Below are 14,867 nucleotides of genomic sequence, written 5' to 3'. Positions count from 1 at the left end.
GTCGGGAGCTAACTGTGGAGCGACAGCGCGGCGCTGATGTATCCCGCTGCCTCCTGAGGAGACAGCTCATTGGTGTCCAGCGATACGTTCCACTTCTGGTCAGGATGAGCGTCGATGTCAGCCTTCGTCGCATCCCACGTGCTCAGGCGGTCGCCCGTGTCGCTGTCGCCCCGGCCTGCCGACCGCGCCGCAGTCTGCTCCCGTGAGCACCAGAGCAGCACCGTGATCCAGTCAGCCGGATAGTCGGCGAGGACTGCCTCGATCCCAGCGACCTGCCCCAGGTGAAGAACGGGGACGCCCGAGGCGAAAGCAGCGTCGAGGCCCAGCCGGTCAACCACGTAGACGTTGCCGTAACGGTCGTTGCGGTAGATCACGTCGCCGGCAGCTTCGAGCTCCGCGAGCTGCGACAGAGTACCCATCCGATAGCCGGCGGACTTTCCGGAGCCCAACTTCATTCGGGAGAAGAGCTCGTAGCGGGGATCCAGCTCTTGCAGGGCCCGGGTCACCGTGTCCTTGCCCGCTGCCGGTGGGCCGTAGAGGATGATGCCCCGCCGGCGGTTCACAGTCCGCCCCCGCTCAGCAGATCGCGCGCCTGATCGGCTGCGGCGATCGCGGCACCGAGGCGGTTGTCCACCACGAAGTGGGGCCCCTGCGGCCGGAGTTCCAGGTCCATCGTGGCCAGGTACTGGTCCCAGTTCTCCATCTTCCACATGTCCCGCGCGGCGCCCCGGAACTCGATGTACTCACGCATTGAGTCGGGATCACACTGAACCCAGATACTGGCAACTGCCACGCGCTTGGACCTGCAGCGGTTATAGAACCGCTGCATCCATTCAGCTTGCGAGAATTCTGCCACGAATGGCGCGTCAAGGATTGCGGAAATCCCGCAGTCGAGGTTATCCCACGCCGATTCCATGAGGCAGCGATATTCGAGGGGCCTAACCTTCTCCCGGTACAGTTCTGAGCTTCTGTCGTTGGCTTCGCCGCCAAGGGCGATTAGGAGTTGGTCGACCAGCGGCCGGGTAAGCGAGTCCTTATCCAGGATCGGCCATCCGGTCAGTCGGCCAAGGAACTTGGCGAACTCCGACTTCCCGCTCCCGGCATAGCCGCCCACTAGTACTACGGTCGGCCCTTGAGCGGAGTCGCCGCTGGCCTGCCGTCGCCAAGCATCTATCACGCGGTCCCGAAATGACTCGGCGTCTACGTCCCCTGCGCCCTCTCGGATGCTGCCGAGCGCCTCGCGGATCGCGGTGACCTGATCGGGAAGCGCGTCAGGGGTACGAGGGTTTGGCACCGTGGTGACCTCTCCGGGGAGCGGTCGGCGGAAGCCCAGTTCTGCCTCGTTGAGGTGGTAGAGAAGCTGGTAGGCGCGACGGTAATCAGGGCGGGGATACGAATCACCCTTTTCGTGATTCCATACCGTCTGGAAGTTCGCGGCAAGGTTGAATCCGAGCCGCTCGCTGATCCCCCTGAGCCCCTCTCCAACTTCCTCTAGAGTCAATCCGTGAGCTTCTCGCGTCTTCTTGAGAATCCCCGGATCCCAACCTGGGTGCTGCCGAGACACATTCCCCTCCTAGGAAACTGCTCGATGCCGCGAGTGTAGCGGCTCGTTGAGCTCACCGGAAACCGTGATAGAACTCGTGATACTACTCGTTTAAATTAATTCTGTGAGTTTTGAGTAACAACGAGTGATACTGATTTCCCCTTGGCTGCGGTGGACTTGAGTCATCCAGCCAGGAGGAGCACAGATGCCACTCAGTTCGCTTCGCATCCCCGATCGCCACCCCGCTTCGAGGGACGCTGCCTGCCGCCGTCCGCACCTACCTGCCCTCAAGCGCAGCTACCCGCTCCCGCAGGTCCGCCAGTTCCTCTCGGACCCGCGCCAGCTCCTCTCCTATGCCTGCCGTCATGGTCGGCGCCGCCTCGGTGCCTTCGGCAGAGTCCCGGGGAACCAGCTTGGTGATGAAGTAGCCGCGGTTGCCCTCCGAGAAGATCAGGCCTTCTGCGACCAGGGGCCGCAGGCCGTTGCGCAACGTCTGCGGTGCAATGCCGAACTCGGCAGCCAGCTCCCGAGTTGAGGGCAGGCGCCCGGTCGGGTACTTGCCGTCGCTGATCCTCCTGCGGATCTCGGCAGCCACCTGCTCTGACGGGAACTTTGTGGGGTCGTTCGCGGCGAGGCTCATGCCTTGAGCGTATCCAGCGCCGCCGCGCACTACCACGCACTGACGCACAGGGCTTGTGAGCAAGCGCGCGCTAGTGCATGCTTGCTCATGAGCAAGCCCCCGAAACGAGGGCTTCGCTCACGGGACACCGCCATGCCTCGTATGGCGCCTGACCTGTGAGAACGCGCCCAGAGGGTGGGTGACCACTCAAAGGAAGCGGCTGTTCCTTGAGAACTGAAGAGTGATCGTGCGGGACCGACGCGAGGGCGGCGGTCGCGGTATGGCGCCTAGGCCGAGAGGCCGGGGGATGACCGCCGCGATACGTGCTCTCCCTCTACGCAGTGGCGTGCCACCTCTTTGCGGGGTGTGGGGATGGACGGTGGCGCTGACCAGGCCGATTCGTACGGCTGGATGGCGTTGCGGAGCAAGCCAGCGGGGTTCCAATGCACGTGGCGGGATGAGAGAGACCGCCCCCGTGGCGACCGGGTGATGTCACCGGCGGCAGCGAGCCACGCAGCCCCCGATCGGGGGTGCCGCCCTGCTCGTGCTGAGCAGAGAGGAAGCACCGGACCAGGCCCGAGAGACCTGACGCCCGTAGGACGGGCCTTCAACTCTGGTCGCTCTACCAGTGATCACGGCTCCCGGCGCGCACCGCCTGCCCCTTGTCGGGGTGGCGGTGGCGCGTCGGGTTCCGCGGCTGCTCGTTGGGCGCCGATTCCGATACGGCTGCGGCCCCGGTGGTGGTGCACCGGGGCCGCTCAGGGCCGTCCCGCTTGAACGGAGATACGACCCATGCGATTGATTGTCGCAGGCCACGAGGCCTGCACGGCTCGCGAGTTCACGGAACTCGCGCTCGGTGTCGACACGGAGCTGTTCACCGGCACCGACGAGGAGCCGGCCGAGGAGCGTCTGGCCCGCCTGGCGGCCGCCCGCGACGTGCTGCCGGACCTGCGGCCGGATGAGGCCCGCTATGCCCGTTCGCTGATGCGTACCGCCGCCCAGCGGCGTCGGGTGCTGACGTGGAAGGCGGCCGCGTGATGACGACCGCTGCCCGCACGCTGACCCTGGTCGGCACCCGCACCCCTCACGCCACCGCCCGCCCGACGACCGCGGTCATCGCGGCGCTGGCTGCGGCCACCCCACCCGCTGAGAGCGACCTGCACGGCGCCGCCTGCACCGACGTCGATCCCGGCTTGTTCTACGGGCCCGACCCGGACGAGGACGGCTACGAGGACACCGCAGCAAGGGAGTTCGCCGAGCGGCGGGCCAAGGCCATCTGCTGGTCGTGCCCGGTGCGCGGCCGCTGCCTGGCCTTGGCGATGGAGCGCAAGGAGCCGGAGGGCGTCTGGGGTGGTCTGACCGCTCGCGAGCGCCGCCGCCTGACCTCGGCCATCTACGCCAAGCGCACGACACTGGCTGAGGCGGTGGCGCGATGAGCGCCGCGGCTGGGCCCGCCACGTCGCAGGCGGGTGAGGCGATGCGGGAGGCGTTGGCCCGTACCGAGCAGTTGGGTGCGATGGTCGAGCGGCACCTGGCGGTGCTTCACCCGCAGCCGCCCGTCCCGCCGGCGCCGAGTGCGGCCGGGGGTGGGCGATGAGCGCGGCCACGGCTGTTTCGGGGACGCCGGATCCGGTTTCAGGTCCGGCGCCTGACACTTCGGGCACGCCGCGGTCGGCTTCGGGTGCGGTGATGGTGGCGCTGACGCTGGTGGCCCTGGCGGGCGGGACGGTGCTCGCGGGGATCGGCTTCACCGGGTCCTACGCGTCGCTGGTGCACCTGGGTTTCAGCCACGGGCTGGGGCGTTTCAGCTACGCGTTCCCAGTCGGTGTGGACGCGGGGATCGTGGTGCTGCTGGCCATGGATCTGCACCTGATCCGGCGCGGCACGCCGTGGCCGGTGCTCAGGTTGCTGGCGCACGGTTTCACCGGCGCGACGATCTATTTCAACGCCGCGTCCAACGGCGCCGGGCTGGCCGATCCGACCGGCACCGCGATGCACGCGGTGGTGCCGCTGATGTTCGTCGCGGCGGTGGAGGCCGGGCGGCGCCTGGTCATCGTGACCGCGCGGATCGAGGCCGGCCATGCTGCGGCGGGGGTGCCGGTGCACCGGTGGCTGCTGGCCCCTGTGCCGTCGTGGCGGATGTACCGGCGGATGCGCCTATACGGCATCCCCTCCTACACGCGGGCGGTGGAGCTGGAGCGCGAGCGGCTGGTCTACCGGGTGATGCTGGAGCGCGACCACGGCGACGTGGGCCAGGCCCCGGCTGACCTGCGGCTTCCGCTCACGATGGCCCGCTTCGGGCTGAGCGTGGACGAGGCCCTGGCGCTACCGCTTGAGGCCGCCGAGCAGGCGATGCTGCGCGAGGAGCGCCAGGCCGGCTTCGAGGCCGATCTGGCCGAGCGTGCACAGGAGCGCGACGCTCACCGGCAGATCGCCCGCCTGCGCTCGGTGGGTCGGGTGGAGGCGGCTGGGTTCGAGGTCGGGGCGGAGACCGCCACTGCCAAGGCCCACGCCCATGCCCGAACGGTGGCCGCCGGCCGGGAGGCCGAGGCCGCCGAGCGCACCGACCAGGCGGAGGCGGTCATGCGGGCCGCCCAGGCCGAGCAGGAGGCCGCCGACGCCCGCCTGCGCGCTGCTGAAACCGACCGGGCCGCCGCTGAAACGGAGCAGGCCGCCGCTGAAACGCGGCGCCGCGCGGCTGAAACCGACCGGGAGGCGGTGGCCGCAGAACAGGCGAGCGCCGTCGAGCAGGAGGCCGCCGAACAGGCCCGGCTGCGTGCTGCTGAAACGGCGCGGGCTCTGGCCGAAACGGAGGAGGCCACCGCCGAAGCGCGCCGCCGCGCGGCCGAAGCCGACCGGGACGCGGCAACCGCCGAGCGGGCCCGCATCGCCGAGCAGGAAGCCGCGCAGGAGGCCCGGTTGGGCGCGGCTGAAGCGCGCGAGCGTGCCGCTGAAATCGAGCTGCGTGTCCTCGAAATGGAGGACGAGGCGCGTCTGACGCCGTCTCAGCGCGGTGCCCGCAAGGTCGCCCGGATGATCCTGGCCGACGGCGCCGGTATCGCGGAGTCCATCGACCTGCAGACCATCGCCGAGGCCCTGGGGGTGTCGGTGGCCACCGCCTCTCAGCGCCGCGCCGACGCGGCCGAGCTGATCGCCGCCGGCTACCGCCCCGCGCGCCCGGTCCTGACCGGCGCCAACGCCTGACCCAGACAGGAGCACAGCTGATGTCCCTGACCACTCACGGCGCCGTCACGGCGCCGCTCGGCACCACCACCGCCTTCCACTGGGTGCTGACCGTCCAGACGGCGAACGGCGGCATCCACACCCTCAGCGGCGGCACCTACCTGCGGCCCGGCCAGAGCCGCGCCGAGGTCTTCGCCGGCCTGCTGGAGCAGGCGGCCACGGTGCTCGCCACCCAGCGGCCGGTCGTCCTGTTCTTCTCGCTGGAGCGCGACGAGCTGACCCCCGCCGACCGGCTCGACAACGGCACGGGGGTGCGGCAGTGAGCGACCACTCCGTCAACGGCGGCTACGGCCACCAACCGCAGCCCACCCCGCCCCCACCGACCACCGAGCCCTCCCCCGGAAAGGGGTGCTGACCATGGGAAACCTGCCCGACTGGATGCACGACCACCTCCCGCACGACCCGCCGGCGCGCCGCCCGGGACCCGTGCGCCGCCTGCTGGACGCGCTCGGCGGCTACCGCACCTTCCTGTGCCCGGTGGCCGAGTGCACGGTGCGGGTGCGGGTGCGCGGCCTGAAGCCGGGTACCGAGCGCCGCTACCAGGAGTTCGCCACCGACCACGCCCGCCACGGTGCGGGTGACTCCGGTGCCTGACGTCGATGCCCCGGCCGCCGCCACGGTGGTCGAGGTCGTCCAACCGCCGGCGGCGCCCGTGCCGCCGGCGCCGGTGCGGGGGCAGGGCGCTCCCGCCGGGGAGGGGGCTGTCGTGCCGGGAGTACCGCTGGCGGTCGCGGGGGTGAACGCGGTGACCGGCCTGGCCGGCGGCGCGCTGTCGATGGGCGGCCCCGGCTCGCTGGCCGTGGCCGGTGCGGTGGTCGGCATGGCCGCCCTGGGCACGGTTGCCGCCCGCGCCGGATCCAGGTCCAGGCAGCGCCGCAACGCGGTCAGCGCGGGCCGGCCCCCGACCGCCTTTCGCCGCCGCGGCAACGCATCCCCGGCGGCCGGGTCGGCGATGTTCGGGGGCGTGCCGTCCACGCGGCGCGGCGCCCAGCACCGCCAAGGGCCCGCGAGCAGCGGATACGGCCAGACGGCCGCGCAGGGCGGCCGCCACCGAGGCAACAACCAGCAGCTCCAGCCAGCCGGTTCGCCCGCGTCGACCACCGGTGGACGCGGGCGCACGGTAGGCGGCGGACGCGCCGGTGTTCAGGACCGGTCCGGGCCCGCCACGGGCCGGACCGCACCCGGCGCTGCCGCTGGCGCCGGGGGTCGTTCGGGTGGGATGTTCCGGCGGTCCACCGACACGTCCGGGCAGCGCTCCGGAGCAGGCGGGCCAACTACCGGGCAGCGTCGGCGCGGTGGCGGCCTGGCCGGTGTCGGTCGGCGTGGTGGCGTGGCGCCGGTGGGGACCCGGGCGGCGGGATCCTCAGGCCCCGCTGGCTCGCGGGGGCAGGTGCGGGCGGCGAAGGCGGCCGAGCGCACCAACCGCCGCCTGGCCAAGGGCATTGCCCGCGCCGAGCGCCGCGCCGGAATCACCCCCACCACGCAGACCCCCGGCGCTTCCGACGCCGTGAACAGCACCGGCGAACGGCAGCTGACGTCTGATCAGCGCAAGCGGCTGAAACGCTCCGCGCTGCGCTACGGAGTGCGGATGGCCGGCTCGGGGGCTGCGGCCGGCCTGGTCGGCGCGCTGTCCGGGGCCGCGTTCAACTGGCGGCACCGGGGCAGGGTTGCCGGTCACACCCGCCGCGCCTGGCGGTTCCTGGCCGACCGGGCCCGCAGTGCCCGTGAGAAGCGGGATGCGGCGATCCTCGGCCAGGGCGTGGACGGGCAGGTCCCGGTGCCCGCCGAGCACGTCAACCACCCCGGCCACCAGACCACTTCCGGCCCCAAGACCCCGGCCACGGCCGGTGCCCCCGCCGGTGCGGCCGGCCCGGTCACCCTCGGCAAGCCCACCAACCAGGAGGTCACCGTGTCCGACGCTTCGCAGTCCACCGTCCCCGCGTTCTCCCTCTCCTCGGCCGCCGACGTCATGTTGCAGGCCGCCACCACCTTCGACCCCGAGTTCATGTCCGAGTTCCAGGTCCTGGTGGACGACCTGCCGGTGGCGTTCGCCACGATCCAGGACGTGCTGCGGGTGCTGGCCGAGAAGTCCGCCGAACAGTTGCCCGTCGACCCCGCCGTCGTGGAGGAGATCGGCGAGGGCTACCGCGCGATGGGCAAGGTCGTCCAGTCCCTCGAGGAGGTCGGCGAGGTCTACCGCCGCGTCCACGAGGTCGACATCGAGCGCGTGGAGAACCCCCGCAACGGCGTCGAAGCCGAACGCAAGTGGAACGTCTGAACCCACCCCACAACCCGCCTGAACAGCCGTCAGGGCGCCCACGCTCACCGCGTGGGCGCCCTGACCGCTCCCGGACCCCTTGGGGGAGACCCGCCCATGACCAACACCACCAGCCGGAACACCCGCGCCAAGGCCGCGCCGGGGACACGGATCGACTGGAGCGCCGGACACGGCATCCTGTCCGGCACCCTGAACGCCACCCTCGGCACCCTGACCACCACCGGCCTCGGCCACGCCACCGGCCTACCGGCCGGCTGGGCGCTCGGCGCCGGCGCCAGCATCGCCCTCACCACGGTGGCCACCGGATGGCGCCGCCGTCTCACCCGCTCCACCCTCGTCTTCCGGGTCTCGTGCTGGCTGACCGCCGGCGGCTGGTCCTCCTACGTGCTCGCGCACGGCGGCCCCTGGACCTGGCCCCACCTCGCCGCCCTCGCCACCGCCGGCACCGTCGCGGGAACCATCGCCCCGCTCGCCGCGGGGCACGAGGAGATCGAACAGGCCGCCAGGCGGCACCTGCTGCTGATCGGCGCCCGCCGCCAGCTCGCCGCCGAGTGGACCGAGCGAATCAAACGCGTCTGCAACGTCGACGTCACCGTGCTCGGCATCGAACACTGGCCCTCCGGCGCCGGATACACCCTGGAGATCGAACTCCCCGCCGGCGCGGTGCGCCGCACAGTCAGTGAGCGCACCGAGCAACTCGGATCCGACCTCGACCTGGCCGAGGGCTGCGGCCTGTCCATCACCCCGGGCATCACCCGGCGCCGGGTCCTGATCCAGGTCACCATCAAGAACCTCGCCGACATCGAACTGCCCTTCCCGATCGAGGACATGGGCGAGATCACGACCGTGAACAACCCGGTCGGTGTCGCACTCCTGTCGGACGGGGCGCGGGCGGAGCTGGATCTGCGGCAGGCGTCCACGATCGTCACCGGCCCCACCGGGTCGGGCAAGACGAACTGGCTGCACACCCTGATCGCCCTGCTGAACCAGACCAGCGACACCCTGGTGTGGGTCATCGACCTGAACGCCGGATCGATCGGCCTGCCCTGGCTGAACGCCTGGCGCGACGCCCAACTCGGCCGCACCGGGTCCCGTTGGGCCGACGCGGACATCCCCGTCCCCGGGGTCGACTGGGTCGCCTCCACCCCGGCCGAGGCCAAGCGGATGCTGGCGGCGGCGGTGCGGATCGCCAAGAAGCGCAAGACCGCCTACCAGGACGCGATGCGCGACGCCAACGACGACAAGCTGCCCGTCGGACCGACGATCCCCGAGATCGTGATCGTCATGGACGAGGGCGCCGAGGTCGCCGCCACCCGCGAGGCCCGCGCCGTCCTGGCCGGTATCTCCGAGGTCATCCGAATCGCTCGCGCGATGGCCATCCGCGTGGTTGTCTCCGTCCTGCGCGTCACCCAGGACGTCATGCCCGACCCGCTGGTGCGCAAGATGGCCTCCAACCGGGTGGCCACCGGCGCCTACGAGGACTCCGAACTCGGCCACCTCTTCGGCTGGCGGGCGCTTCGCGCCGAAGACTCCTTCTCTGGCCCCGGTTCGCTACTGGTGGGCACCGAGGGCACCCAGCCCGCCAAGGCCCGCCAGTGGCGCATCAAGCCCGAGCAGATCGAGGAGATCACCGCGCTCACCGCCCACCGCCGCCCCACCCTGGACGCGCCGTCGCTGGCAGCGGCCGGCACCGACTACACCGACCGATGGCTGCTGGACCGCTGCGGCCACCTCTGGCACGAGCCGGCCGCGGTCGCCTCCACCACCGGACCTGACGGGACATCGTCCGCCCAGAACGGCGACGCCGGCCCGGCCGAGCAGCGGTGGAAGGCCACCGCCGGATGGGACCGCCCGGCCCAGGATCCCGAGGACGAGCTGGAGAGCATCTGGCTGCTGCCCCCGGCGGACGAGCCGTCCGGCCCGCAGGCCACCGCCACCAACTGGGCCGACCCCTCGACCTGGACCAGCGGCCGCGAAACCCCCGCGGTCGAAGAGCCCGGCGCCCGCGAGGCCGCCCTGGCGCTCCTGCTGAAGGCCGGGCCCGAGGGCACCGGTGCCACCGCGATGGAAAAGGTCCTCAAGCCCGAGTTCGGCACCACCCGCCAGACCATCGCGGGCTGGCTCAAGGAGTGGGTCGAGAACGGGGACGCGGTCCGGACTGGGGAGGGCAACAAGGCCCGCTACGTCCACCGCCGGCACGCCACCCCGCCGCCCGCCGAGGGCTGAAACGGGCCCACTGTCGCCCCAACTGCCCCCACCCACCCGACGAGGGGCCTTGGACCGTCCGAGGGCCGCAAACCCCCCTCTGACCTGGGAGGCGACAGTCGTGACGACAGTCGCCACGACAGCTCGGCGACAGCACACACGACAGCTCCAACGACAGCAAGGCGACAGCACCCGGCCCCGCCCGACACCCGTCGCGGGCGGGGCCCTTCACACCCCGAACCCGCGCTCCGCGAGAGGAATCACCGTGGCCGTCACCATCGGGCTCAGCGTCCTTTTCATCATCATCAGTGCCGTCCTGATACGCGGTCGCTGGGTCAGCCTGCCAGTCGCGCTCGTCCTGTGGCTGTCCGGCTTCACCGCCGCCTCCACCGGCGCCGCCGGGCCCGTCAACACCTTCCTCGCCGCGCTCGTCCACCTCTTCGCCCACCACTGACCGGAGACCGACATGGACAGCGTCTACGACACCCCCGCCCCGACCACCACCGACCCCGACGCCTACCTGATGCCGCCCGGCTACATCGCCACCCTCGTCAACGGCCGCATCGTCGCCCTGCCCGTCGCCGAGCCCACCACCACGCCCGAGCCGACACCGACCACCCCGCAGACTGACGCTGCCCCGGCTGCCGACCCCGGGCTGTCGCTGGCGGTACGTCAGTACGTGCTCTACGGCTCGCTGGCCACCGCGGCCGCCGGCGGCGCGTTCTGGATGGTCGGCGAAGGCCTGGCCGCCGCTGCCCCCGCCATGGCCGGAGCTGTCCACGTCCTCAAATGGATGGCCGTATTCGTTGGCCTGGTCGTGGCCGCCGTCGCCGCCGCCAAGGTCCGCGCCCGCGCCAACGGCGCGACCACCATGTCGCTCTTCCACACCACCCACGCCACCACCAAGAACACCTCGATCGGCCGTCAGGTCGCCCGGGGCAAGTCCACCTTCACCAACCACTTCTGATGAGGAACCCCATGAGCAACGACACGTTCGAGACGATCCGGTACACCGCCGACGTGGTGTGTGTCCGCGGCCAACACGTCCTGCTGATCGAGCGCGGTTGGCCGCCCCATCAGGGCCTGCTCGCGCTGCCGGGCGGGCACGTAGACCCGGGCGAGAAGGCCCTGGACGCCGCCGCGCGGGAGCTGCGGGAGGAGACGGGCGTCCGCGTCGCCGCGACAGACCTGACGCTGATCGGGCTGTACGGCGAGCCCGGCCGCGACCCCCGCGGCCGGTACGTCAGCGCCGCCTACCTGGTCGAGGTGCCGGAAATTACGCAGGCCCTGGCCGGGGACGACGCCGCCGCCGTGCGATGGGTGCCGCTCACCGACCTGCCCGAGCACCTCGCGTTCGACCACGCCCAGATCCTGGCCGCCGCCCGCCGTCACCTCCTCGCTGCCCGGTAGACCACCAGGCCCCGAGCAACACGCTTCTGCCCGACCGGCCGTGCCGCCCGGACCCGCCGCAGCCAGCGACGGCGCCCCGGGCGGTGCGGGGGACCGGACAGGATCCGCTCCCGGACCAACCACCAGCCCTTGGAGGCTTCGTTGTCCGCCGGAGACACCCCGATCACCATCGTCGGCAACCTGACCGACGACCCCGAGCTCAAGTTCACCCAGGGCGGCGCCGCGATGGCCCGCTTCACCATCGCCTCCACCCCGCGCACCTTCGACAAGGCAAGCGGCCAGTGGCAGGACGGCACCGCGCTGTTCCTGCGCTGCACCGCCTGGCGCGAGACGGCCGAACACGTCGCCGACACCCTGGCCAAGGGCATGCGCGTGGTCGCCACCGGCCGCCTGGTGCAGCACAACTGGAAGACCGAGGCCGGCGAGAACCGCTCCATGCTCGGCCTCGACGTCGAGGAGATCGGCCCGAGCCTGCGGTTCGCCACTGCCAAGGTCACCCGCGCCCAACGCGCAGCCGGCGGCCCCGCCCAGAGCGGCCCGGCCGCCGACCCCTGGTCCACCGCCACGCCCGGCCCCACTGCGGTCGCCGCCCCGGCGGGTGGCGGCTCCGGCTTCAGGGAAGAGCCGCCGTTCTAGGGGCGGTTCGCCCCCGCCGTACAGCGCGAGGCCCCGCGGCAGCCGTCCACCTTGGCCGGGACGACGGACTGCTGCGGGGCCCCGCTCAATCCCGCTCACAACGAGATCGGAACCAGCATGCCCGAGTTCAGCCCCCGCACGCTCGCCCTGATCGATGACGCCTACGACCGCGAGCGCGCCTCCAACGGCTCCTCCCGCTACGGCGCCTACCTCGACCAGCACGCCCACCGGTTCATCGACGACGGCTACCCCTTGGACGAGGTCGCCTTCGCCGCCGTGGCGTGGCAGGTCGCCACCAGCCCGATCATGGCCCCCGGCTACGTGCGCATCCGCCCCGACCTGGGCGCCGTCACCGCGCACGTCACCGAGGAGTACAAGCTGGTGCTGCGCGTGGACGTGCCGATCCGCCAGTCCTCGCTCGGCCACCATCCGGCCGGTCTGACCAACTGGAGCACCGAACGCCCGGCTCTGTTCGACACCGGATCCTGGCGGCCACTGGTCGAGCCTGAGCGGCTCACCCGCACGGCGCTACTGGCCACCGCCACCCTGCTCATCCCCGTGCCCCGCGCGCTGCTGGAGGAGCCGGCCGCCAAGGGCCCCGGTGCGCTGCTGACGATCGAGGCCAAGGAGAGCGTCGCCACCCTGGTCGACCTCCTGAACCGGCACGCCCACCTGGTCAACGAGCTGACCGGGAGCGCGCGGTGAGCCTGACCTACATCGACTTCTTCTGCGGCGCCGGCGGCTCCTCCACCGGCGCCGCCGCCGTCCCCGGCGTGGTCCCCGTGCTGGCCGCGAACCACTGGGAGAAGGCCATCGCGAGCCACTCCGTCAACTTCCCCAAGGCGGAGCACTTCCTGGGCGACCTGCACGACCACGACGTCGCCAAGTTCCCCGCCGCCGACCTGTTCTGGGCCAGCCCCGAGTGCCCGAAGTGGTCCAACGCCCGCGGGGTGCGCCGGGACTTCGACAAGCAGCCCGACCTGTTCGGCGACACCCTGCCCGACGCGGCCACCGACCGCTCCCGCGCCCTGATGTGGGACGTGCCCCGCTACCTCGAGGCCATGGCCGCACGCGGACGCCCGGTGCTCGCCGGGGTGGTCGAGAACGTCATCGACGTACGCGCCTGGACCGACTGGAACCAGTGGGTCGGCGACATCCGCCACCTCGGCTACGACACCCGCCTGATCGCCCTGAACTCCATGCACGCCCGCCCCCGCACCGTCGCCCTCGCCCCGCAGAGCCGCGACAGGCTCTACCTCGCCTACTGGCGCCGGGACCTGGGCCGCACGCCGGACTGGGACAAGTGGCTGCGCCCCAGCGCGTGGTGCCCCGGCTGCGAGAAGGTGGTGCGCGCAGTGCAGGCGTTCAAGAAGCCCCGCACCGACATGGGCCGCTACCGCCAGCAGTACCTGTACCGCTGCCCGAACGTCACCTGCCGCAACAGCGTGGTGGAGCCCCCGGTCCTCCCAGCCGCCTCGGTCATCGACTGGGCCCTGCCCGGCCGGCGGATCGGCGACGGCAAGCCCGGCCGCAAGTACACCCCGTACGCGGCGGCCACCGTGGAGCGGATCCGGGCGGGGCTGGCGAAGTACGCGCTGCCGCTACTCGCCCCGGCCGGCGGCACCTGGCGCGACACCGCGACCCCCGTCACCGACCCCGCCCCCACCCGCACCACCCGCGAGAACGACGGCCTCGCCGTGCCCCCGTTGCTGGTGCCCACCGAGGGCCGCGACGGCAAGACCGCTACCCCGGCGGCCGAGCCGCTGCGCACCCAGACCGCCCGCAACGAGACCGGCCTGGCCTGGACCCCGTTCATCACCGAACTGCGCGGCGGCTCCTCCGACGCGCGCCCGGTCCTGGACGCGCTCGCCACCGTGACCGCCTCCGGCAATCACCACGGCCTCACCACCCCACCCGCCAAAGCGGACTGGGCATCCCTGCTCCTGCCGTACTACAGCACCGGCACCCCGCGCTCCGTCGCCGACCCCGTCGGCACCCTCACCACCCACGACCGCTACGCCCTACTGAGGAACACCCAGGTCGATGTGGACGAGGTGCTGTTCCGGATGCTGGAGCCGCGCGAGATCGGCGCGGCGATGGCCTTCCCCGGCGCCTACACCGTGCTCGGCAACAAGCGCGAGCAGGTCCGCCAGTACGGCAACGCCGTCACCCCGCCCGTCGCCGAAGTCCTCGTGTCCGCCCTGGTCGAGGCCGTCACCGGCCACGACCTCCCCGAGCGGGGCATGTCGTGACCGGCCGCACCCCGCCGCTCGGGGACACCACCGGCCTGTGGCAACAGGTCATGGCAGCCGCGTCCGGGCGCTGCCAATGCCGCGGCGCCTGCGGCAAGAACCACGACAAGGACGGCGGCCGCTGCCCCCACACCCACGGCGGCTACCGCACCCGGCACGGCAACGGCGCCCGCATCCACCTCATCGCCGCCCCGAGCCGGGCCGCCGACCTGCTGCTGCCCCAGCACCGCGCCGCCGCCCTGCCCAAGCGGGACCTGGCCGCGTGGTGCCCCGACTGCCACACGGCCGCCCTCGCCGCCGCCCGAAAGGCCCAGCAGACCGCTGAGCCGCCGGTCGAATCCGGCGCCCTGTTCGAGATCTGACCCGGCCTCAGGAGGACCGATGCCGATCAGCCCCCGCACCTTCCACGTCGTCACCTGCGACGTGTGCGGCAACGACGACATGGACGACTTGATCCCGCTGCACGACAGCCCCGCCGAGGCCGCCGCCAGCGCCCGTCACATCGGTTGGCTCATCACCGCCGACCACATGGTGATCTGCCGCGCCACGGACGAGGAGCACCGCACTGCCGTGGACGCGCTGCTGCCGCCCGCACCCCGCTTCGAGGTGGAGGGACAGCTGTCCCTCCACCTCGACTCCACCACCTGACCCGCCCGGGCGGGCGTCGCCAGCCACCCCGGC

General features: G+C 71.9%; 19 protein-coding genes. 16 read left to right on the top strand and 3 right to left on the bottom strand.

What is annotated here, in order from left to right; genetic code table 11:
• Positions 1-8: 8 nt before the first annotated feature.
• From ABH937_RS08995 to ABH937_RS08985, 3 genes are all read right to left on the bottom strand, one after another.
• Positions 9-563 carry a guanylate kinase gene (locus ABH937_RS08995; protein WP_370217807.1) on the bottom strand — a complete coding sequence of 185 codons (555 nt, stop codon included), beginning with the start codon at positions 561-563 and terminating at the stop codon, positions 9-11.
• Complete coding sequence (locus ABH937_RS08990) at positions 560-1,501, bottom strand: AAA family ATPase (RefSeq protein WP_370217805.1); 942 nt, start codon at positions 1,499-1,501, stop codon at positions 560-562. The genes ABH937_RS08995 and ABH937_RS08990 overlap by 4 nt, the downstream gene beginning before the upstream one ends.
• A gap of 319 nt (positions 1,502-1,820) precedes the next feature.
• The gene (locus ABH937_RS08985) at positions 1,821-2,183 is read right to left on the bottom strand and encodes a GntR family transcriptional regulator (protein ID WP_370217804.1); all 363 of its coding nucleotides are present in this window, start codon (positions 2,181-2,183) and stop codon (positions 1,821-1,823) included.
• Positions 2,184-2,954: 771 nt separating this feature from the next.
• On the opposite strand from ABH937_RS08985, the gene ABH937_RS08980 reads away from it, so the two are divergent.
• The 16 genes from ABH937_RS08980 to ABH937_RS08905 all read left to right on the top strand — a co-directional run bounded on the left by ABH937_RS08980 (position 2,955) and on the right by ABH937_RS08905 (position 14,834).
• Positions 2,955-3,200, top strand: coding sequence for a hypothetical protein (locus ABH937_RS08980; RefSeq protein WP_370217803.1), 246 nt, complete (start codon positions 2,955-2,957; stop codon positions 3,198-3,200).
• Positions 3,200-3,598 (top strand): WhiB family transcriptional regulator, encoded by a 399-nt coding sequence (locus tag ABH937_RS08975; RefSeq protein ID WP_370217802.1) that lies wholly within the window; start codon positions 3,200-3,202, stop codon positions 3,596-3,598. Before ABH937_RS08980 ends, ABH937_RS08975 begins: the two co-directional genes overlap by 1 nt.
• A complete protein-coding gene (locus ABH937_RS08970; protein ID WP_370217801.1) occupies positions 3,595-3,759 on the top strand; it encodes a hypothetical protein in 165 nt (54 codons plus the stop codon). Before ABH937_RS08975 ends, ABH937_RS08970 begins: the two co-directional genes overlap by 4 nt.
• Positions 3,760-3,851: 92 nt before the next feature.
• A complete protein-coding gene (locus ABH937_RS08965; RefSeq protein ID WP_370217800.1) occupies positions 3,852-5,366 on the top strand; it encodes a DUF2637 domain-containing protein in 1,515 nt (504 codons plus the stop codon).
• Positions 5,367-5,386: 20 nt separating this feature from the next.
• Positions 5,387-5,668 (top strand): hypothetical protein, encoded by a 282-nt coding sequence (locus ABH937_RS08960; RefSeq protein ID WP_370217799.1) that lies wholly within the window; start codon positions 5,387-5,389, stop codon positions 5,666-5,668.
• A gap of 94 nt (positions 5,669-5,762) precedes the next feature.
• Positions 5,763-5,999 carry a hypothetical protein gene (locus ABH937_RS08955; protein ID WP_370217798.1) on the top strand — a complete coding sequence of 79 codons (237 nt, stop codon included), beginning with the start codon at positions 5,763-5,765 and terminating at the stop codon, positions 5,997-5,999.
• Positions 5,992-7,683 carry a hypothetical protein gene (locus ABH937_RS08950; protein ID WP_370217797.1) on the top strand — a complete coding sequence of 564 codons (1,692 nt, stop codon included), beginning with the start codon at positions 5,992-5,994 and terminating at the stop codon, positions 7,681-7,683. The genes ABH937_RS08955 and ABH937_RS08950 overlap by 8 nt, the downstream gene beginning before the upstream one ends.
• A 96-nt stretch (positions 7,684-7,779) precedes the next feature.
• Positions 7,780-9,909: a hypothetical protein gene (locus ABH937_RS08945; RefSeq protein ID WP_370217795.1), complete on the top strand. Its 2,130-nt coding sequence runs from the start codon at positions 7,780-7,782 to the stop codon at positions 9,907-9,909.
• 244 nt (positions 9,910-10,153) lie between these two features.
• Complete coding sequence (locus tag ABH937_RS08940; RefSeq protein WP_370217794.1) at positions 10,154-10,342, top strand: hypothetical protein; 189 nt, start codon at positions 10,154-10,156, stop codon at positions 10,340-10,342.
• 12 nt (positions 10,343-10,354) lie between these two features.
• On the top strand, positions 10,355-10,855 hold the full coding sequence (locus ABH937_RS08935; protein ID WP_370217793.1) for a hypothetical protein: 501 nt from the start codon (positions 10,355-10,357) through the stop codon (positions 10,853-10,855).
• Positions 10,856-10,866: 11 nt separating this feature from the next.
• Entirely contained in the window at positions 10,867-11,298 is a 432-nt protein-coding gene (locus ABH937_RS08930) for an NUDIX domain-containing protein (protein WP_370217792.1), read from the top strand.
• 141 nt (positions 11,299-11,439) lie between these two features.
• Complete coding sequence (locus ABH937_RS08925) at positions 11,440-11,934, top strand: single-stranded DNA-binding protein (protein ID WP_370217791.1); 495 nt, start codon at positions 11,440-11,442, stop codon at positions 11,932-11,934.
• A 117-nt stretch (positions 11,935-12,051) separates the two neighbouring features.
• Positions 12,052-12,639, top strand: coding sequence for a hypothetical protein (locus ABH937_RS08920; protein ID WP_370217790.1), 588 nt, complete (start codon positions 12,052-12,054; stop codon positions 12,637-12,639).
• Entirely contained in the window at positions 12,636-14,186 is a 1,551-nt protein-coding gene (locus ABH937_RS08915; RefSeq protein ID WP_370217789.1) for a DNA cytosine methyltransferase, read from the top strand. The genes ABH937_RS08920 and ABH937_RS08915 overlap by 4 nt, the downstream gene beginning before the upstream one ends.
• Entirely contained in the window at positions 14,183-14,548 is a 366-nt protein-coding gene (locus ABH937_RS08910) for a hypothetical protein (protein ID WP_370217788.1), read from the top strand. The genes ABH937_RS08915 and ABH937_RS08910 overlap by 4 nt, the downstream gene beginning before the upstream one ends.
• A gap of 19 nt (positions 14,549-14,567) precedes the next feature.
• Positions 14,568-14,834 carry a hypothetical protein gene (locus tag ABH937_RS08905; protein ID WP_370217787.1) on the top strand — a complete coding sequence of 89 codons (267 nt, stop codon included), beginning with the start codon at positions 14,568-14,570 and terminating at the stop codon, positions 14,832-14,834.
• Positions 14,835-14,867: the final 33 nt, after the last annotated feature.

Source organism: Kitasatospora sp. GAS1066B (genome assembly GCF_041262605.1).
In the GTDB taxonomy this organism is placed as follows: domain Bacteria; phylum Actinomycetota; class Actinomycetes; order Streptomycetales; family Streptomycetaceae; genus Kitasatospora.
The sequence above is the reverse complement of the archived record's forward strand: the minus strand, read 5'-3'. Positions and strand labels throughout refer to the sequence as shown.